This is a genomic window from Vreelandella azerica (assembly GCF_013112225.1).
GTDB lineage: Bacteria > Pseudomonadota > Gammaproteobacteria > Pseudomonadales > Halomonadaceae > Vreelandella > Vreelandella azerica.
Genome location: NZ_JABFHI010000005.1, coordinates 1 through 18,167, shown reverse-complemented (window position 1 = coordinate 18,167; position 18,167 = coordinate 1). Strand labels below are relative to the sequence as shown.

Genomic DNA, 18,167 nt, shown 5'->3' with positions numbered 1-18,167 from the left:
CGGTATTTACGGGGTTACGCTACCTTCTGAAATCAGATCATTTTCGGGTGCTGGGCTATTGCCTGGCGTTACGCTGGGATTGCGAATCGCCTCGGCCACCTCAGGTAGCAGAACGACCAGCTCAATACGCCGGTTAATCGGATCCTGCGCATCGGCCTCCGGCAAGGTGACCCGGTCAGCAAAGCCGGAGACCCGCAGCAGCTGAGACGGGTCCAACCCACCGGCGACCAACTCCCGCCGCGAGGCATTGGCCCTATCACTGGAGAGCTCCCAATTACTGTAGCCGCGATAGCCACCGCTATAAGCCAGGCTATCGGTATGCCCGCCGATACTCAGATCATTAGGCAGCTCGTTAAGCAGCGGCGCTATGGTACGTAACAGATCACGCATATAGGGCGCTACCTGATCACTGCCAAGTTCAAACATCGGCCGCTGTTCGGTATCCAGCAGCTGGATACGCAACCCTTCCCGCGTCAGGTCAAAGCGCATCTGCTCTCGCATCAGGCTAAGTTCTGGCTGCAGTGCTATTGCCCGCTCAATACGTTCCTGAACGTCGCGAAAAAAACGCCGCTCCTGCTCGCTGGGGCGCGTGTGCTGGCGGATATCAAGACGCGCACGCTCGCCCTCCGTATGCATCGGGTCGGGGCCACCACCAGGAATCGGGCTGGTGCTTCCTGAACGCTCACCACCGGTTACTGCTTGTGTCAGTGGCATATTGAAATACTCCGCAACCCCCTGACGCTGCTCTTCATCGGCGGTGCTCAGGATCCACATCACCAGGAACAGCGCCATCAGGGCCGTCATGAAGTCTGCCAGGGCAATCTTCCATGAACCGCCATGATGAGCGTGTACGACTTTTTACGCCGGATGATAATCGGGCGCCGCTCACTTCCCCCTGGCTCATGCACTACCTGCCTTTTTGGCATCGCGCACGTACTCTTCAAGCTCTGTAAAACTCGGGCGTTCTGCGGTATGCAGGGCCTTACGGCCAAATTCCACGGCAATTTGTGGCGCATACCCATGCAGGCTCGCCAACAGCGTGACCCGGACACATTGCAGCATCTTTTCGGCTTCCTTGGCCTGACGATCCAGATAACTGGCCAGAGGGTTGATAAACCCATAGCCGAGCAGAATCCCCAGAAAAGTGCCAACCAACGCATGAGCAATCATCTCGCCCATTTGCTCAGGGCCTGCATCCGCATAGGTCAATGCCTTGACCACCCCCATCACCGCCGCCACGATGCCAAACGCTGGCATGGCATCGCCGACCTTGGCAATCGCATCAATAGGGATATGCGCTTCCTGCTCAAAACCCTCAATTTCGTGCAGCATCAGCTCATCAATTTCCATGGGCTCCATGCCGCCGCTGACCATCAAACGCAGGTAATCGGTCAGAAAGTTCATGATGTGCGTATCCGCCAGCACCCTCGGGTGTTCCTGAAACAGGGGACTGTCCTGAGGATTATCAATATCCCGCTCGATCCCCAGCATGCCTTCACGGCGCACCTTGGAGAGCACCTTGTACTGCAACGCCAGCAATTCCATGTACATGGCTTTGTTGTATTTTTTGGTGCGCCGCAAGCGCGGAAATATCTTGAATGTCGCCTTGAGCGCCTTGCCGTTATTGGCCGCTACAAAGGCACCGATACCGGCACCCCCAATCATCACGAGCTCTAATGGCTGATACAGTGGCCCTAGGCTGCCACCGGCAAGCACATACCCCCGAACACAGAGAGCAAGACCACCACATAACCGAGCGCAATTAACACAAGCAGTATCCTTATCGGTTTTGTGTCCCTTTGTTAGGGTGCCAGCGATACATGAACTTAATTAACACTATTTAACAGCATAATCGGTATGGCCGTCGACAGCAGACGTATGCTGTTTGGTAAAGGCAGGTAAAGAACACCTGAAACGAGCGTTGTCAGGTTATTTGTAGCGGGCAGTTTTGCGGGTTTTACCTGCACGGGAAGGCGGCTGACAGATCCCACAGACGTAATGCTGAGTGGGGCTATGGGCATGGGCAACAAAGTTCCCACCGCAGCGGGTGCAACGGCTCAGCTGGAGAAGGTCGCTTTCAAAAAAACGTACCAGCGTCCAAGCACGGGTCAGCCCAAGTACGGCTTCCATATCTTCGAGTTCAACCTGCTCATCGTACAGCCGGTAGGCTTTAACAAAAGCGTCAATACGCTCGCAGCTGCCTTCCTTAAGCAGGCTGCGGTAGATGTTATAGAACAATGATGAGTGGATATTGGGCAGCCAGGTAATAAACCAGTCCGCTGAAAACGGCAGCATGCCTTTAGGCGGCGACATCCCACGCACTTCTTTGTAAAGCTTGATCAGGCGGGTACGGCTTAGCTCTGTCTCGGTCTCCAGCACCTGCAGGCGGGCCCCTAGCTCAATCAACTCGATAGCCAGTTGCACCTGGTGCATTTCATCCACCAAGCTTTTTTGGGTCACTCCGCCTCCTCGTCAGACGACTTTGCACAGCCGCCATGTGACGGCTTGTCAATGGAGGCTTTTGCAGGTGACGAGTCGCAAAGGCTTTCCAGCGGTTCACCTGCCAACAATAAAGAGGTGTGTAGGCCGGATAGCCCCTGGTCGCGCGGATTGTGAGTAAGCTGACGCAGCTGCTCGGCACTTTCCAGCGTGAAGCGGCACAGTAGCTGGTTAGTTCGCGCCAGCTGGGTCAGCTGGCGCGCGTTGAGCGATGACAACATATCCGCCATCTCAGCATCCACTTTCAGCCGGAACATACCTATCTCACGGTCTTCCGACAGCAGGCGCTGGGCCAGAAGCAGATAGGCCAGATTGATTTCCTGAACTTCATCGAAAAAGCTGGTATGACTCATGCTGATTTATTAAACCCATACGGCAACATTGCCACTCAAGTGTAGCAATATCATTAACATTTTACGCTTATTTACTTTCTCGCATGGTTACATATTCGACTTTTATTAGCTAGAGCAATTTTAGTGGTTACAGGAGCGCTTGGGGTTTTGTCTGGGTTTCTATCCAGATTTTGGGGTGTCAGAGGGTGTCACGCCTTCTCCCGAGAGCTCGAACACCCAGACCAGGATTTCTGCTATCACTTGATAGAGGCTGGCAGGAATTTCTTCATCCAGATCCAGTTGCATAAGCAAGGCGACAAGTTCTGGGGCGTCATGCACATAGATACCCTGACGCTGCGCTTCTGCCATGATGCGTTCGGCCATTTCGCCATAACCTTTCGCCACGACACGCGGGGCACTGTCGTCACCCTGATAGGCAAGCGCTACCGCCTGACGGCGGCGCTCATGGGGAGTATTCATAGTGCCTCATAAGTATCCAGCTGGCGCACTTTCAGTTGCACCTTGCGTAGATCCAGCGCCGAAAGGCGCTGCTCCAGAGCAGGCAATTGCTCATCCAAGCGCTGTTGCACCTCGCCACTGGATGTTGTGAAGTCAACGCTCAAGGTGCCGCGATAGAGCCACAAGGCAACGCTGAACTCACCCAGCTCAGGGACATCGAGGTGCATTTCCGAACGCCAACCCTCTTCCGCTTCACTCTGTTCGCTTTCATCACCGCTGGCACCTTCTTCCTGGCCTGGCAGGTTGATCACCAGGGCCATGAAAATCCCAGCCCAGACATCACCTTCCCAGCGGATAGTGGGCGTGACCAATAGCTCTAACTGTTGGCGTACCAGGCCCTGCAGGTTTTCATTGACTACTTCACGCTGACGCATGGTATTCAGCTCAAGCAATTCACGTCCTGCGCTCAACTCACCGCCCTGACCTTGTATGCCAGCATTGCCTGGCGAAACACTGGCTGCCGAAACATTAGTAGCCGAAGGATTGCCACTCGTCGCGGGATTGGCACCTGGTAGCAAGCTGGATGCTTGAGCAGCATTACCAGCAATCGGCAGCAGAGCACTGCCTGGCTGAATCAGCGGGCCGCCGCCCCCTGGCCAAGCGCCTGCAGCAGCATATTCAGGGAAGAACTTGGTGGCAGCATAAAGGGCACAGAGGTAGGCAAAAGTAGCGGTGGCCCATTCAGGGAGAGCGGATTGTTGATCGCCGGCAGCCCGGCCACAGTGACGGTGGGCAACGGCCGTATACCAGGCTGCATTTGCGGTTCACGCAATAACTGCTGACGCGCTGCATCGCCTTGGAACCAGCGCTTGAGATGGGATTCATAAAATAGGCCGCTATCACGAATACTGCTTTCCAGGCGAGTTGCCAAAGTGGACGGCAACGCAGCCTCTGGCGATTGCATCAGGGGGCTTCAATACGCAGGGTGGACGGTGGCGCGGGAAAACGCAGCAGGACGTCAGCAATGCTGCGCGCAGCAAGGCTGAAATGCGTTTGTGTCGACCCCTGCTGCCCGGCGGGCAGTTCGCTGCGTCCACCCTGTCGCGCTAGATCCAGCGAGGGAGGCAAGCGGTTCAGCTCAGAAAGGCGCGGATCAGCACGTCCATCCAGGCGTGAATCACTGCGTAGCGCCTGTGGACCGGCCCCTGGGTCTACTGGGCGCACCGGTTCATTAAGAACCCGTGGTGCAGCATCACCCCGTTTGCCCAACACTTGATGCATGAGCGTATCAATCAGGGGGTTAATACCACTCACGGCGACCCCTTGGAGGGCGCCTCACCGAGTGAATAGATGGCATCTGAATCACCTTGCTGGGGGCATAGGCACGATGCAACTTGCGCTGCTGCTGGGCAAGGCCAATCAGCTTACCTAACTCATCGCGACGCGCGACCAGCTGGCGACGAATCTCCACATCGTGCTCCAGAATCGCCTCAAGCAGCTCTGCCTTGCGCTGCTGCCCTGTCGCGTCCAGCACGACGCTGGCGTCCATTTCACGCAGTTTTTCAACCAGCATGAGGTAATGGGTGCGCTGATCAATCAGCGCCGCCCATTCTTCCTTGTTTGCAAGCTCATGCATCTGTGCGGCGCTATCCAGCAGCGCCGCATAAACATCTAACAGTGACTGTTGGGTCAGATGATGCTGAGCCGTCCGAAATACTGACATTCAGGCCTCATGCGCTTTGCTGTTGGCCAATTTCCCGCCATGCCGAGGCAACATCTTCAAGCAGACTTTCGGCCTGATTGAGACTTTCTTCGTCATTGCGCAAATTGGCCGTAAGCAACAAGCGGGCAATGTAGTCGTAAAGCGAGCCAAGACGCTCGGCAATTTCACCGCCTTTTTCCTGATCCAGCGCTGCGGCCAAGCCGTTGTTGATGATATCCAGCGCCTTGGAAATTGCCTTGCCTTTTTCGGCTGTGTTGCCCGCCTGCATATGAATGCGGGCAGCGCGGATAGCCGCCTGGGCGCCATCAAAAAGCATAACGATCAGCTTATGCGGGTCTGCTGACATTACCCCGCTTTCTACCCCGACCCGTGCATAGGCATTTGCACCACGCGAGTACGTCATTTGGTGTCGCTCCTGTTTTAAAAACGCAGCTGGCAATGCCTGACTACGCTTATACAAGTGTAGATTTTATATCGGCAAGAGCCACCGCTACTTTAACAATGACGCACCTTTTTATAGCTTAATCACGGCTTAAGTGATCTGCCGGTCAAGCACTCGTCAGCGCTTAAGCGCCTCAGGTTGAGACGGCTATCTCGCTCACCGGGCGCCCCAGGCGCTCTCTGACATCACCTCTGACCAGGGTTCCGAGGTTGGTGTTACTGGGAGGTTCGGCATGTTGGGTCACCTGAACTTCCACCGGGTTACCCTCAGCATCAAGGCGCTGCACCCAGGCCAACTGATCACTGGAAAAACGCACCAAAGAGCCAATCGGCAGTGTTTTGAAGTGTTCCACGTAACGCTTCATCCAACGCGGGTCGAACTGATGAGGATGGCGCAGCATATGACGATAGATCTGCTGTACGGTACGGGCTGGGCGGTCAGGGCGATCACGGCGCATGGCTTCAACCACATCTGCAACGGCGCTGGCCTTTGCCAGTTCGTGGAGCTGCTCACCGCTGATACCTTTCGGGTAACCACTGCCATCCATACGCTCGTTGATACCCCCAATAACCGCATGGGCAATACTGGCAGACAGCCAGTGGCAGTTTTTCATCCGCATCAACAGCAGCTCGACGTGCTCACTCATGGTGTTGCGGTGCGAAGCATCAAAGGTTTTGGCTTGAAATAACACCTGAGGAACGAGCGCTTTACCCAGGTCATGCACCATGGCACTGGCAGCAATTGCCTTGCGTACATCCTGAGGAATATGATTGCCGACCAGGTCCAGCAGATGCACTGCCACGCCCAGGCTGTGGCGCACCAGCAGCGGCTCCCGCGTCATGCAGCGGCAAGCGAACAGCAGCGCTTCGCGATCCTCTTCGTGCAGCGCCAGCAAACGGTCTGCATAGCGCGATAGCTGGCGTGAATCAATATCACTGCCATTTTGCAGCAGCAACATCTGGGAATCGAGGTAGGCAGCGACCTTGGCCAGGCGACGCGCCATAGGGGTAGCATAAAGGCGCACCTCGCGCCGACCTGCATGGTCATCAGCGGCATGACGCTGTTGAGGCGCAGCAAACAGCGGGGAAGGTTGGCGCGCTGACTGGCTTTCGCGTTCATAGCGAGCAGCTTCACGTTCGATCTCGCACACGAAGTACCAGATCTGACGTTCCTGCTCACTGTCGCAGCGCTGAAAACGGAACCCGACCCGCAGCAATTGCTGATCAGGAGCAGTGCTCTGATGGCGTGCTTCGCCATAGACTTCAAAATAGGTGTTATCAGGGAAGGTCAGCGCCATTTTTACCGGTTGGCTGCCAGCCGCTGCCAGAATACCACTGGCCGTTATCGGCAACTCTACCTGGCAGCCCTCCTGGCTTAAGTCGCGCAGATCACCATTGACAGCCTGATGATCACCGCCCAGCAGCGTCACTTTCACCTGCATACCCATTCGAAGTTCAGCGCGGAAAGACTCGCGGCGCTGTAGCACATCCAGGTAACGTGGGTAGTCACTACAGCACAGGTAGCGGCCACCGGAACGACGCACTTCGGTCAGCCCAAGCGAAGGGGTGTGAACCACCTTGCCCTGGGCTTGTCCGCGCAGCGTAAAGGTTGCACCGTCCTGTAATTGCGTCAGCAGGTAATCAATCGAGGAAAGATCCATTACCAGGGTATTATCAGCATGCTGTTCCATCAGCACGATGGGTTCCTGACGCGCCTGCGGCTCATCCAGACAAAGCGAGACGCCACCGTTCTCAATCAGGTCATTCAACAGCATTTCGATCATCACCGGGCCGGTAATGCGTTCGTATTCATTGTCTTGCGCTGCCATCCACGCCTCGCTTCCCTATCCTTCACCATAAGATGTCATGCTCAGGCCATGCACTGCCAAGCGGGCAGCGGGTGGCATTCGAGTCGACGCAAAAGCATACCAGAACCCCTGCAAGCAGCGCACAGAATTAAGCTAACTTTTTTAACCTTAAGACCTACTTATTAGAGACTTATGGCTGACGCTGAAAAGCGCTAAAGTTGGCTGGATATTGGCCGATCTACCTTGAGCGTTTAAAAAAGCTTAAACAGCAAAATGCAGATCGCGATCAAATGGGGTCGAACCCTGAGCGGTCAGCTAAGCTATAAAAACATAAAGAAGAGGACATCAAGATGTATTCACCATTGATTGATGCCGTACCTACGCTGACACCACCGGCCAGACAGGAAAACATCCTGCGTCAGCCTATCGACCCCCATACCCAACCAACGATGCCTGCTACCGTCTTATCCGCACAGCAGGAAGAACAACAAAAGCGCCTTGACGCCGCCGAACTTGCTGAACCCGTTGAACGAATTAATGCAGTGATGAATCAGCGCGGGCTGGAGTTTGAAATCAATGATGAAAATTCACGGGTAATTACACGAGTGGTTGATCGCGAGTCTGGCGAGGTTATCCGCCAGATTCCGGCTGAAGAAGTGCTGCGCCTTGCAGAGCGCCTGGGTGAGCTGCAGGGTGGCCTGATCAGCGTTCAGGCCTGAGTGGCTATACCTGCATATTCATCACATCTCTATAAGCCGTCACCAAACGGTTTCTTACCTGTGTGCCCATCTGAAAGGCAACGCTGGACTTTTGCATATCTGCCATCACCTGGTTCAGCGGCAGATCAGACTCTCCCGTCTGGAAATCCATGGCCTGACTAGCCGCCATTTTCTGCAGCTCATTGATGCGCCGAATGGAGGCCTGCAGTTCACCGCCGAAACTCCCTTGCCCCACTGTTGAGGCCAGCTGGGCGCCATTTAGGCCGGGTTGATTGGCCGACTGGCTGGCCTGATTGGCCAGGCTTTGCATCTGCTGTAGCGCCGATTGAATAGCGGGTGAGCTCATACACATGCCTTCAGCGTTAAAAAATGAAATAATATTAACCAGCCTAACATCCGTGCGACTCACGTCATGCCAACAAATACGTATGGAAAGCCAACCTTTTCGTTCCTTTAGGGGTGACAAGCCACCGGATAATGGCGTTCATCATAATTCCGCTTGGACAGACAGCGGATCATCGCGATTGACGGATGTAGCCTATGTTTTCTTTGGTGATGTGCCTGGGCCGTCATCAGTTTTGCTTGTGCTCACGGAGGAGTGAATGAGCGAAACTGATTCTACGCCAGGCCGTCAGAACAGCACGACTCGAACACCGCCCACAAGTGACACGGAAGCGAACAATGCTTCCGTGTCGGCTTTTGGGCGGGTAAAACAACAGCTGCGCGGTAACCCTTTGATCGCCCTGCTGATTGCGGGAGCGGCCAGCATCGCTATTATTGCGGTGCTGTTAATGTGGGCCAGCAGCCCAGAATACCGCGTGTTGTACAACAATCTAAGCGAAGCGGACGGCGGGCGCATTATTGCCGAACTCGATACCCGCGGAGTGCCCTACCAGTTCAGCAATAATGGCCAGGCCATACTGGTGCCCAGCGAAAACGTCTATCCCTTGCGTTTACAGCTGGCTGAGCAGGGCCTGCCACGCGGTGGCGATGTCGGTCTTGAGTTGATGCAGAACCAGGCCTTCGGGGTCAGCCAGTTCACCGAGCAGGTCAACTATCAGCGCGGCCTGGAAGGCGAGCTTGCCCGCTCAATTCGTTCCCTTGGCCCGGTGGAAGAGGCCAGGGTGCATCTATCGCTGGCGCAACCCTCGGTGTTTATTCGTGACTCCGAGCCTGCCAAGGCGTCTATCGTACTTACCCTGCTGCCTGGCCGTGCGCTTGGTCAAGGTCAAGTCAGCGCAATTGTACACATGGTCTCCAGTAGCGTGCCGGAACTTGCGGCAGCTGACGTTTCGGTGGTCAATCAAGATGGGCGTCTCCTTTCGGCGGATACCGGCGGTAATAACGACCTGGACGGTTCACAGCTGGAATATATCAACGAGGTCGAGCGCTCCTATCAACGTCGGATTGAAAATATCCTCACTCCGATTCTGGGGGCCGATAACATCCGAGCACAGGTCGCTGCACAGATCGACTTTTCCAGCCGCGAAGAAACCACCGAAACCTATGGCCCCAACCAGGCGCCGAATGAAGCTGCTGTTCGCAGCCGTCAGCTAAGCCTCTCCTTTGATGGCGAAGACCCACTAGCAACCGGTATTCCTGGCGCGCTCAGCAATACGCCGCCGGGTACCGCCCCTTCACCCATTAATGCGCCTGATAACGAAGAAGGTGATAACGGTGAAGGTGAAAATGATCCCACTGCATTACAGCGCCTGAATCAGGATGATGTGGTCAACTACGAAGTGGATCGCAATGTCGCACACGTTCAATATCGGCGCGGTGATATTGAACGTTTAACCGCAGCTGTGGTGGTCAACTACCGTGAAGAACTCAACGAAGAAGGCGAAGCGGTGCCGGTTGCCCTGAGCAATGAGGAAGTCAATCAGATAGAACGCTTGGTACGTCAGGCAATGGGCTTCTCGGTCGCCCGCGGTGATGAAATTGATGTGGTTAACACTCCCTTCGCCCGTTCAGGTGAGGAAGAAGAGGTGCTGGAATGGTGGCAGCGCCCGGAAATCCTTGCCATGGCCGCCAATGCAGGCCGCTACCTGCTGGTTGGCCTGGCAGCGCTACTGCTTTATCTGCTGATCTTGCGTCCCTTGATCAAGCGTTACACCCAAGGCCCGGTGATGGCCACTGCCATGCCAGCGGGAAGCACCCTAAGCACCAGCGTGGGTGACGATGATGAGGAAGATGCCAGCGATACAGCCAGCGACGAAGATGACGAAACCTACCGTCGTCCCAAGCGGAAACGCAAAACATCGCTTTATGAACACAACCTTCAGGATCTGCGTGAAATGGCCCAGGAAGACCCCGTATGGTCGCCATGATCATTCGCAGTTGGATGAGCTCTAATGACTAGTCCCGTTGCCCAGATGAGCGGCGCACGTAAAAGTGCCATCCTACTACTGGCGCTTGATGAAGACAGTGCTGCAGAAGTTTTCAAGTACCTAGGCGCTGCTGAGGTGCAGGAAATTAGTATGGAAATGACTCGCCTGCACCAGATCTCTCATGAAGACATGAAGGCTGTTCTCGAAGCTTTCCATCAGGAAACTGAAGAGTTTGTGGCGCTCAACCTCAACTCCAGCGAGCACATTCGCTCCGTGTTGACCAAGGCACTGGGTAGCGAGCGCGCCACCAGCCTGATTGAGGATATTCTTGAAACCACCGGCGAAAATTCCGGCATTGATGCGCTCAATCTGATGGAAGCCTCCATGGTGTCCGAGTTGATCCGCGATGAGCATCCACAGATTATTGCCACCATTCTGGTGCACCTGGAACGCCATCAGGCCGCTGATATTCTTGAACTGTTTGATGAAAAACTGCGCAACGACGTGATTCTGCGCGTCGCCACCTTCAGCGGTGTGCAACCTGCTGCCTTGCAGGAGCTGACCGAAGTACTTACCAGCATGCTGGACGGCCAGAACCTCAAACGCAGCAAGATGGGCGGGGTAAGAACGGCAGCCGAAATCCTCAACCTGATGAATTCCTCTCAGGAAGAGACCGCCATCGAAACCGTGCGCTCGCACAACGAGGACTTGGCCCAGAAGATCATCGACGAGATGTTCCTGTTCGAGAACCTGCTGGACCTGGACAACCGCGCCATCCAGATGGTGCTCCAGGAGGTCGAGAACAATTCACTGGTGGTGGCCCTCAAAGGCGCCGAGGACGAACTGGTCGACAAGTTCCTACGCAATATGTCTCAGCGGGCAGCCGATCTGGTCCGCGAAGATATGGAAGCCCGCGGCCCAATTCGTGTGTCTCAGGTCGAAGCCGAGCAGAAAGCCATCTTGCAGATCGTCCGCCGCCTGGCCGATGCCGGTGAAATAGTCCTGGCGGGAGGAGATGACGCCTATGTCTGATTTCCAGCCCTCGGAATTTGATCGCCATGAAAGCTGGCGACGCTGGAAAATGGATGAGCTGGCCAAGCCGGTTCAGCGTTCTGACGAGCCGGAATCTCCGGCGGCCATCCACCGCCGCAAGGTAGCCGCAGCACAAAAAGCCGCTGAAGAGGCCCGCCAGCGCGAAGAGCAAGCGCGTAAAGCAGAATATCAGAAGGTTCGACAGCAAGCCGAGCAGGAAGGCTACCAGGCTGGCTTCAAACGTGGCCAGCAGGAAGGCCATGCTCAAGGCCTGGAAGCTGGCCAACAGGAAGCCAAGCAGGCGCTGGAGCAACAGATTAACCAGACCTTGGCGCCGCTGGCTCATCTCGCCAAGCAGTTTGATGATGCACTCGCAAGGCTTGATGAAAGCCTTGCCGATGATCTGGTGGAGCTGGCCCTGTTGACTGGCCGTCAGCTGGCAGGCGAAGCCCTTGAAGCCAACCCGGAAGAAATTCTGCGACTGGTGCGCCAACTGCTACATACCGAACCCCCGCTGGTGGGCCAACAACGCCTGTGGCTAAACCCGGAGGATCATGCCTTGGTCAGCCAACACCTGGCCGATAAACTCAGTGCTGCCAACTGGAAACTCCAGCCGGACGACCAGCTGGCGCGAGGCGGCTGCCGGGTAACCAGCGACCAGGGCGAGCTTGACGCGACCTTTGAAAGCCGCTGGCAAGCGATCAATTCGCATCGGCGCCAGCGTCATCATAAACTTTCCAAAGATAAAAACGCTGCGGAAATATCATCAGACGACAGGCGAGAATAGCCATGAGCACGACCGCCTCTGTTCATCAACAGCGCTGGCAGAAAGCCATGCAGCGCACCCAGACACGTATCAGCCAGCTATCGCTCTATCGCGCCAGCGGGCGAGTGATCCGTGCAACGGGCATGGTGATTGAAGTGGTTGGCCTGAAAGTGGCCGTGGGTAGCGCCTGCGTGATTGAGTTGCCTGGCCGTGATGGGCGCCTGGGCACCAGCGCCCATCACGCTGAAGCTGAGGTTGTCGGGTTTTCCGATGACAAGCTTTACCTGATGCCGCTGGAAGAAATTTCCGGCCTGATGCCTGGCGCCCGAGTCACTCCTCTGGGCGACACCGGCGGCCATAGCGCTCGGCGCTTCCCGCTGGGCGTACACCTGCTGGGCCGGGTACTGGATGGCAATGGCAACCCGTTGGACGACCGCGAAAGCCTTGATGATGCCCCCGAGCAACACTCAGCACGACGCCCTTGAACCCACTTTCCCGCGCCCCGATTGAACAGCAGATTGACGTCGGCATCCGCGCTATCAATGCACTGTTAAGCGTTGGACGCGGCCAGCGTATGGGGCTGTTTGCCGGCTCCGGGGTGGGTAAATCCGTGCTGCTTGGCATGATGGCGCGTTACACACGGGCCGATGTGATTGTCGTCGGCCTGATTGGTGAGCGTGGCCGTGAGGTGCAGGACTTTATTGACAATATTCTCGGCCCCGAAGGGCGTAAACGCTCGGTCGTGGTCGCGGCACCTGCCGACACTTCACCGCTGCAACGCTTGCAAGGGGCCGCCTATGCCACGCGGCTGGCCGAGGGCTTTCGCGATGAAGGGCGCGACGTCTTGCTGATCATGGATTCACTGACCCGCTTTGCCATGGCCCAGCGCGAAATCGCCCTGGCGATTGGCGAGCCCCGGCGACCAAGGGCTACCCACCTTCGGTGTTTGCCAAGCTACCTGGGTTAGTAGAGCGGGCGGGCAATGCTGAGCGCGGCGGCGGCTCCATTACCGCTTTCTATACCGTACTGACAGAAGGCGATGACCAACAGGACCCCATTGCTGACGCCGCCCGTGCTATTCTGGATGGACACATTGTATTATCACGTACTCTTGCAGAGTCAGGTCATTATCCGGCCATTGATATCGAAGCCTCCATCAGTCGTGCAATGACCGCCATCACGGATATGAAACAGCAGCAGCAGGCGCGCAATTTCAAACGTCTTTTTCACGCTATCAGCGTAACCGTGACCTGATCAGCGTCGGCGCCTACTCACCTGGACACGACCCGCAGCTTGATGAAGCGGTCAAACGCTTTCCGGAGCTTGAACACTTTCTTCAGCAGCGTATGAACGAGCAGGCCACGATCAACGATTCGCGCCAGGCATTGGTAGCCGTTGTTGGCCAGACCAACGCTGGAGGACAATCATGACGTCCAATACCGACACCTCCCAACTGGATATGCTCACTCACCTGGCACGGGATGCCCGCGACCAGGCCGGGCAACTATTGGCCAAGGAGCGCCAGACCGAACAGCAGACTAAAGCCCAGCTTCAGACGTTGTATCGCTATCGCGCAGAATACAGCGAGCGTCTGCAGACAGCCATGCACAAGGGTATTGACCCTGCCAGCATGTACAACTATCAGCAGTTCCTGGCTTCTCTGGATGCCGCCCTGGCACGCGCCAGGCAAGCGCTGGCAGATCAGGAGCAGCGCGTTGCCAAGACCCAGGAGAACTGGCGCCAGGAACAACGCAAACTCTCGTCGTACGATACGCTGACGTCAAGACGCCAGCTGGAGGCTCAGCGGCGTGACAACCGTCAAGAGCAGAAGACCAACGATGATTTGGTAGCCAGCCGCCGGGCCTACCGGCAATCTGACACGCCTCGTTAACGAGGCCGGAAGGTATTATGAACGTTAATGCTATGTTTGCTTCAATAAAAGATAATATTGGTACCACTCAACAAAGTAGTGCCCGTTCTCAGCCCGATCAGGACAGTTTTGTTAAAACATTGACTAAAGCCTCCGGCAAGTCATCGCCTACTTCTTCTGACACCCACAACTTGGCTACCCAGCTGACACATGAACCATCGCGTTCAGATGTCAAAGATTACTTGCAGGCACTGGGAATTGATAAAGAACAGTTGCAGCGCAACGATATACAGGAATTAATTGACGATATTATTGATCAACCGGCCCTTTTCAATGCCTTGGATATGCTTGCGAACAGCATATTAGCCGGAACCAGTGACGAAACAGTCATGCTTGATCAGATCGGCTCGACCGATAGTGAACCTAACGTTATCAGTCAGCTGGAACTTTTTCAGGAGATGACTCAGCGCCTGGCATTGGAAAACCAGCTCGGCCATGAATCTTCAGTTTCTAGCCTCGCCCAAGCCTCTTTTCTTCCAACCGACTTTCAGTTACGCCAGACTGCTGGACATACTATTTCATCAACTAAGCCTGACCTTCTCGGTGATGCATTAATAGGTGATAAGAACGGATCTCAAAGTGCGGAAAAGTTAATGGGGTTGCTACAGAGTATCCTGGCTGGAAAACATGGTTCACAAGTTAGCTTAGATTATCGCGGACCCGATAATGCATTGCTATCTGCCAGCCTTTCTTCATCTGGCGGGCTGAATGGCGACTCAACAACACTGCTTGACGCCACCCAGCGACCACACTCCTTGGCTGATAGCGGTGCCCCGCCGACACGTGGAAGCAGCGATTTATTGCTTGCGGCGCTCAACGCGGCCAACATGAGCAGCCGCACCAATGCTGGCCAGGATGGCTTTGAGCTGCCCACCCAAGGCATGAATGCTCAAGGGTTATCAATGTCTGCCCAGGCAAATGTGACCAGTTCATTAGCCCAAACAGCTCAAGGTAGCCTGCAAGCCCCGTTAACCAGTGCCGCCTGGCCGCGTGAGTTGGGCCAACAGCTGGTGCAGTTTGCTCAACGCGGTGGCGAACAGCAGATCAAACTGAATATTCATCCGGCAGAGCTTGGCCCGCTTTCTGTCTCGCTGAAAATGAGCGAACAGGGCACTCAAGCGCACTTTTTATCGGCTCATGCCCAGGTCAGGCAAGTGATCGAACAAGCCATACCTCAGTTACGTGAAGCCCTGGCCGAACAGGGCATCATGCTGGCAGATACGTCTGTTGGGGAGCAGCGCCAGCAGGATGGCGACGAGGCTGCATTGGCCGGTGGTGGTAATGGTCAAGGCGACAGCGCCTCGGGTCCGAATGAAAGCGAGGAACCGGGCAATATCCTCCCACAACGTCAGTCGCTTACCCTTGATGGCCGCGTGGACCTGTATGCATAAAAAATATCCTCCATCAGCGTGTCGCTGTGGTTAGGACACTGGCTCAATTAAGCTAAAAGATAGGCTCGCACTGCGAGCCTGTTCGTTTCATCACAACAAGGCGTAACGGGCATAATGGTGCCTAGCGCAAGGAGAAATAGGAAACACGATGGCAAAATCAAGCGGCGGATCTAAAAAACTGCTCTGGATTATGATCATTCTGGTGCTGTTGTCATCGGGTGGGGCAGCAGCCGCCATTTATATGGTGATGAATCAATCAGATAATGGAAATGGCAATGACGAGCAGGCTCAGGAAGTCGTTGCACAGCGTCAATCACCGATTTTTGTCGAAGTTGAGCCTTTTACCGTCAACCTGGCTGACGACCGTGCTTCTCGCCTGCTGTATACCGGCATTACGCTGCGCGTCGGTAATGAAGAAAGCAAAACCATTCTGGAAGAACATATGCCTCAGGTTCGCAGCCGTTTGATCACAGTCCTGTCAGCCATGCAGGCCAGTGAACTGACCTCGCTGGAAGGCAAGGAACTGCTTTCTCAGCGCATCAGCAACCGGCTAGAGGTGCCACTGGCTGAGAACCAACCTCCTCTGGATCTACGCGAAGTGCTGTTCACTGAGTTTATTGTGCAATAACCCCCGGGAACTCGGAGCCGTCATGTCACAGGACGATCTACTGTCCCAGGAAGAAATCGATGCCCTGTTAAAAGGCGTCAGTGGTGATGACGAGCCATCTTCGTCATCACCAAAAAGTGATGAATCACGGATTCGTCCGTACGATCCATCCACACAGCATCGCGTTATTCGCGAGCGCTTGCATGCGCTGGATTTCATCAACGAACGTTTTGCGCGCTACTTTCGTACCGGGCTTTTTAACTTGATCCGTCGCAGCGCAGATATCACTGTTGAATCAGTACGTTACCAAAGCTTCAGTGACTTTTCGCGTAATGTGCCAGTGCCGACCAACCTGAATATAGTGGCGCTCAAGCCGCTGCGTGGCTCGGCACTGGTCGTATTTCCACCCAACCTGGTGTTCATGGTGGTGGATAACCTTTTTGGTGGCGATGGACGCTTTGTCACCAAGTCTGATGGGCGTGAATTTACCAATACCGAGCAGCGTATTATCCAGCGCTTATTGAATCTGGCGCTGGATGCCTACCAGGAAGCCTGGAAGGTCGTTTATCCGCTGGAAACCAGCTTTTTGCGCTCCGAAGTGCAATCCAAGTTCGCCAACATTACCAATTCACCCAACGAAATTGTGGTGAACACCAAGTTCAACCTTGAGGTGGGTAACCTGAGCAGCCATTTTCAGATCTGTTTACCTTACGCCATGATCGAACCACTGCGTGACCTGTTGGCCAACCCGATCAACGACAGTAATCACGATCAGGATGGCACCTGGAACAAGCGCATGGCCAGCGAGATCCAGCATTCCGAGGTTGAGCTGGTGGCCGAATTTGCCCAGATATCCAGCCGCATCGGCCAGGTAATGGGGCTGAAAAAGGGCGACGTACTGCCTGTGGACATCCCTAACGTCGTTAACGCTCACGTAGATGGCGTGCCGGTGATGGAATGCCACTTCGGCAGCCAGAACAAGCAGCGTGCGCTCAGAGTACTGCGCATGATTGACCACGCGGCAATGAATAACAGCTCGTCCAATGACTTTTTAACCCAGTCCGTACGACAGAAAGCCAAGGAATCCAAAGCATGACTGATCCCAACAAGCCTGACGATCAGAACGTTTCTGACGATGATTGGGCGGCTGCCATGTCCGAGCAGGCGGCAGACAACGACAGCGCAGACGCTGATGATGCATTTGACCAGGCGCAGTCGGGCAAGGATGACCAAGGCAGCAGTGAAACCGGCATGGATGAAAGCGACGACCCTTGGGCAGCGGCCATGGCCGAACAGCAGGCGGTAGAAGAGGCTTCATCTGCAACTGAACAAGCCGCCCCCGAACCGGTTGAGGCCAAGCAGGCCAGCAGTGATGTTTTTCCGCCGCTGAGCCAGTCAAATGGCCATGGCCGCGCCCGTGATCTTGAAATGATCATGGATATCCCAGTCAAGCTGACCGTTGAGCTAGGGCGTACCAAGCTGACGATCAAACAGCTTCTGGAGCTGGCACAAGGCTCGGTGATTGAGCTTGATGGCCTGGCCGGAGAGCCCATGGATATCCTGATCAATGGCTACCTGATCGCTCAAGGTGAAGTGGTCGTGATTGAAGACAAGTACGGCATTCGAATTACCGAAATCATCACGCCGTCTGAGCGGATTCAAAAGCTGAACCGATGAGCGACGATGCTAACACGGCTGCCGCGGCAGGCTCAGGTGACGCAGCTTCCAGCGCCCTGCAAAGCGCTGGAAGCAGTAGTGATGCCTTAATAGGCATGGCAGCGCTAGGCAAAACGGCGGCTGCTCTGGCGTTAGTCGTCGCTATTATCCTGATATGTGCTGCCCTTCTGAAACGCTGGGGTAATCGCCACGTTCGTCAGGGCGCCCGCCTACAGGTGGTTGGTAGCACAGCGGTGGGCAATCGTGAACGGGTCGTGGTTGTTGAGATAGAAGGCACCTGGCTGGTCTTGGGCGTCGGCAATGGCCAGGTCAGCAAGCTGCATGAACTGCCCGCGCCGCCAGACATGCATCGCGATGATAGCGAAGAACCCTTCGCCCAGCGCTTTGCCCACGCCATCAAACGACAAGGTGGCACCACCATGTTTTCTGATTCCGACAAGTCCGATTCAAGTT

Annotated in this window: 19 protein-coding genes and 4 pseudogenes; 11 read left to right on the top strand and 12 right to left on the bottom strand. The window is 55.4% G+C overall.

The genetic code is table 11. From position 1 onward, the window contains the following. Positions 1 to 6: 6 nt before the first annotated feature. From motB to HLB35_RS12235, 11 genes and pseudogenes are all read right to left on the bottom strand, one after another. A pseudogene (gene motB, locus HLB35_RS12280) lies at positions 7 to 926 on the bottom strand (flagellar motor protein MotB). Beyond that, positions 901 to 1,769, bottom strand: a pseudogene (motA, locus tag HLB35_RS12275) (flagellar motor stator protein MotA). Before motA ends, motB begins: the two co-directional pseudogenes overlap by 26 nt. Positions 1,770 to 1,929: 160 nt before the next feature. Next, on the bottom strand, positions 1,930 to 2,460 hold the full coding sequence (flhC, locus tag HLB35_RS12270) for a flagellar transcriptional regulator FlhC (protein WP_171702812.1): 531 nt from the start codon (positions 2,458 to 2,460) through the stop codon (positions 1,930 to 1,932). Continuing rightward, positions 2,457 to 2,852 (bottom strand): flagellar transcriptional regulator FlhD, encoded by a 396-nt coding sequence (gene flhD, locus HLB35_RS12265; RefSeq protein WP_171702811.1) that lies wholly within the window; start codon positions 2,850 to 2,852, stop codon positions 2,457 to 2,459. The genes flhC and flhD overlap by 4 nt, the downstream gene beginning before the upstream one ends. Positions 2,853 to 3,011: 159 nt before the next feature. Further along, the gene (locus tag HLB35_RS12260) at positions 3,012 to 3,311 is read right to left on the bottom strand and encodes an EscU/YscU/HrcU family type III secretion system export apparatus switch protein (protein ID WP_171702810.1); all 300 of its coding nucleotides are present in this window, start codon (positions 3,309 to 3,311) and stop codon (positions 3,012 to 3,014) included. Beyond that, a complete protein-coding gene (fliK, locus tag HLB35_RS17360; protein ID WP_235937167.1) occupies positions 3,308 to 3,760 on the bottom strand; it encodes a flagellar hook-length control protein FliK in 453 nt (150 codons plus the stop codon). The genes HLB35_RS12260 and fliK overlap by 4 nt, the downstream gene beginning before the upstream one ends. Positions 3,761 to 3,924: 164 nt before the next feature. Beyond that, entirely contained in the window at positions 3,925 to 4,254 is a 330-nt protein-coding gene (locus tag HLB35_RS17355; protein ID WP_235937166.1) for a hypothetical protein, read from the bottom strand. Next, entirely contained in the window at positions 4,254 to 4,604 is a 351-nt protein-coding gene (locus HLB35_RS12250) for a hypothetical protein (RefSeq protein ID WP_171702809.1), read from the bottom strand. The genes HLB35_RS17355 and HLB35_RS12250 overlap by 1 nt, the downstream gene beginning before the upstream one ends. Beyond that, the gene (locus HLB35_RS12245) at positions 4,591 to 5,013 is read right to left on the bottom strand and encodes a flagellar protein FliT (RefSeq protein ID WP_171702808.1); all 423 of its coding nucleotides are present in this window, start codon (positions 5,011 to 5,013) and stop codon (positions 4,591 to 4,593) included. The genes HLB35_RS12250 and HLB35_RS12245 overlap by 14 nt, the downstream gene beginning before the upstream one ends. Before the next feature lie 7 nt (positions 5,014 to 5,020). Next, entirely contained in the window at positions 5,021 to 5,416 is a 396-nt protein-coding gene (gene fliS / locus HLB35_RS12240) for a flagellar export chaperone FliS (RefSeq protein WP_171702807.1), read from the bottom strand. Between the two features lie 172 nt (positions 5,417 to 5,588). Beyond that, the gene (locus HLB35_RS12235) at positions 5,589 to 7,283 is read right to left on the bottom strand and encodes an HD domain-containing phosphohydrolase (protein WP_171702806.1); all 1,695 of its coding nucleotides are present in this window, start codon (positions 7,281 to 7,283) and stop codon (positions 5,589 to 5,591) included. A 329-nt stretch (positions 7,284 to 7,612) separates the two neighbouring features. On the opposite strand from HLB35_RS12235, the gene HLB35_RS12230 reads away from it, so the two are divergent. Continuing rightward, entirely contained in the window at positions 7,613 to 7,981 is a 369-nt protein-coding gene (locus tag HLB35_RS12230; RefSeq protein WP_171702805.1) for a flagellar protein FlaG, read from the top strand. Between the two features lie 4 nt (positions 7,982 to 7,985). On the opposite strand, the gene fliE is transcribed toward HLB35_RS12230, so the two are convergent. Next, positions 7,986 to 8,327 carry a flagellar hook-basal body complex protein FliE gene (gene fliE / locus HLB35_RS12225; protein ID WP_171702804.1) on the bottom strand — a complete coding sequence of 114 codons (342 nt, stop codon included), beginning with the start codon at positions 8,325 to 8,327 and terminating at the stop codon, positions 7,986 to 7,988. A 256-nt stretch (positions 8,328 to 8,583) separates the two neighbouring features. Here fliE and fliF point away from each other — a divergent pair. The 10 genes and pseudogenes from fliF to fliO form a co-directional block, all read left to right on the top strand. Then, positions 8,584 to 10,343: pseudogene (fliF, locus tag HLB35_RS12220) on the top strand (flagellar basal-body MS-ring/collar protein FliF). After that, on the top strand, positions 10,336 to 11,343 hold the full coding sequence (fliG, locus tag HLB35_RS12215; protein ID WP_171702803.1) for a flagellar motor switch protein FliG: 1,008 nt from the start codon (positions 10,336 to 10,338) through the stop codon (positions 11,341 to 11,343). The pseudogene fliF and the gene fliG overlap by 8 nt, the downstream one beginning before the upstream one ends. After that, complete coding sequence (locus tag HLB35_RS12210; RefSeq protein ID WP_171702802.1) at positions 11,336 to 12,130, top strand: flagellar assembly protein FliH; 795 nt, start codon at positions 11,336 to 11,338, stop codon at positions 12,128 to 12,130. Before fliG ends, HLB35_RS12210 begins: the two co-directional genes overlap by 8 nt. A 2-nt stretch (positions 12,131 to 12,132) precedes the next feature. Continuing rightward, positions 12,133 to 13,539: pseudogene (gene fliI / locus HLB35_RS12205) on the top strand (flagellar protein export ATPase FliI). Next, entirely contained in the window at positions 13,536 to 14,000 is a 465-nt protein-coding gene (gene fliJ / locus HLB35_RS12200) for a flagellar export protein FliJ (protein ID WP_171702801.1), read from the top strand. Before fliI ends, fliJ begins: the two are co-directional and overlap by 4 nt. Before the next feature lie 17 nt (positions 14,001 to 14,017). Next, positions 14,018 to 15,430 (top strand): flagellar hook-length control protein FliK, encoded by a 1,413-nt coding sequence (locus HLB35_RS12195; RefSeq protein WP_171702800.1) that lies wholly within the window; start codon positions 14,018 to 14,020, stop codon positions 15,428 to 15,430. 148 nt (positions 15,431 to 15,578) lie between these two features. Continuing rightward, entirely contained in the window at positions 15,579 to 16,058 is a 480-nt protein-coding gene (fliL, locus tag HLB35_RS12190; protein ID WP_171702799.1) for a flagellar basal body-associated protein FliL, read from the top strand. 22 nt (positions 16,059 to 16,080) lie between these two features. Next, positions 16,081 to 17,133 (top strand): flagellar motor switch protein FliM, encoded by a 1,053-nt coding sequence (gene fliM, locus HLB35_RS12185; RefSeq protein WP_171702798.1) that lies wholly within the window; start codon positions 16,081 to 16,083, stop codon positions 17,131 to 17,133. After that, positions 17,130 to 17,714, top strand: coding sequence for a flagellar motor switch protein FliN (gene fliN / locus HLB35_RS12180; protein WP_171702797.1), 585 nt, complete (start codon positions 17,130 to 17,132; stop codon positions 17,712 to 17,714). The genes fliM and fliN overlap by 4 nt, the downstream gene beginning before the upstream one ends. Beyond that, a partial coding sequence (gene fliO / locus HLB35_RS12175; RefSeq protein ID WP_171702796.1) for a flagellar biosynthetic protein FliO occupies positions 17,711 to 18,167 on the top strand: 457 nt, incomplete at its 3' end. The genes fliN and fliO, both read left to right, overlap by 4 nt.

Bases quoted from the DNA above. Each gene is read 5' to 3' on its own strand.
- flhD (WP_171702811.1), bottom strand. From the start codon at position 2,852: ATGAGTCATACCAGCTTTTTCGATGAAGTTCAGGAAATCAATCTGGCC.
- HLB35_RS12260 (WP_171702810.1), bottom strand. From the start codon at position 3,311: ATGAATACTCCCCATGAGCGCCGCCGTCAGGCGGTAGCGCTTGCCTAT.
- HLB35_RS17355 (WP_235937166.1), bottom strand. From the start codon at position 4,254: ATGCAATCGCCAGAGGCTGCGTTGCCGTCCACTTTGGCAACTCGCCTG.
- HLB35_RS12245 (WP_171702808.1), bottom strand. From the start codon at position 5,013: ATGTCAGTATTTCGGACGGCTCAGCATCATCTGACCCAACAGTCACTG.
- fliS (WP_171702807.1), bottom strand. From the start codon at position 5,416: ATGACGTACTCGCGTGGTGCAAATGCCTATGCACGGGTCGGGGTAGAA.
- HLB35_RS12235 (WP_171702806.1), bottom strand. From the start codon at position 7,283: ATGGCAGCGCAAGACAATGAATACGAACGCATTACCGGCCCGGTGATG.
- HLB35_RS12230 (WP_171702805.1), top strand. From the start codon at position 7,613: ATGTATTCACCATTGATTGATGCCGTACCTACGCTGACACCACCGGCC.
- fliE (WP_171702804.1), bottom strand. From the start codon at position 8,327: ATGAGCTCACCCGCTATTCAATCGGCGCTACAGCAGATGCAAAGCCTG.
- fliG (WP_171702803.1), top strand. From the start codon at position 10,336: ATGACTAGTCCCGTTGCCCAGATGAGCGGCGCACGTAAAAGTGCCATC.
- HLB35_RS12210 (WP_171702802.1), top strand. From the start codon at position 11,336: ATGTCTGATTTCCAGCCCTCGGAATTTGATCGCCATGAAAGCTGGCGA.
- fliJ (WP_171702801.1), top strand. From the start codon at position 13,536: ATGACGTCCAATACCGACACCTCCCAACTGGATATGCTCACTCACCTG.
- HLB35_RS12195 (WP_171702800.1), top strand. From the start codon at position 14,018: ATGAACGTTAATGCTATGTTTGCTTCAATAAAAGATAATATTGGTACC.
- fliL (WP_171702799.1), top strand. From the start codon at position 15,579: ATGGCAAAATCAAGCGGCGGATCTAAAAAACTGCTCTGGATTATGATC.
- fliM (WP_171702798.1), top strand. From the start codon at position 16,081: ATGTCACAGGACGATCTACTGTCCCAGGAAGAAATCGATGCCCTGTTA.
- fliN (WP_171702797.1), top strand. From the start codon at position 17,130: ATGACTGATCCCAACAAGCCTGACGATCAGAACGTTTCTGACGATGAT.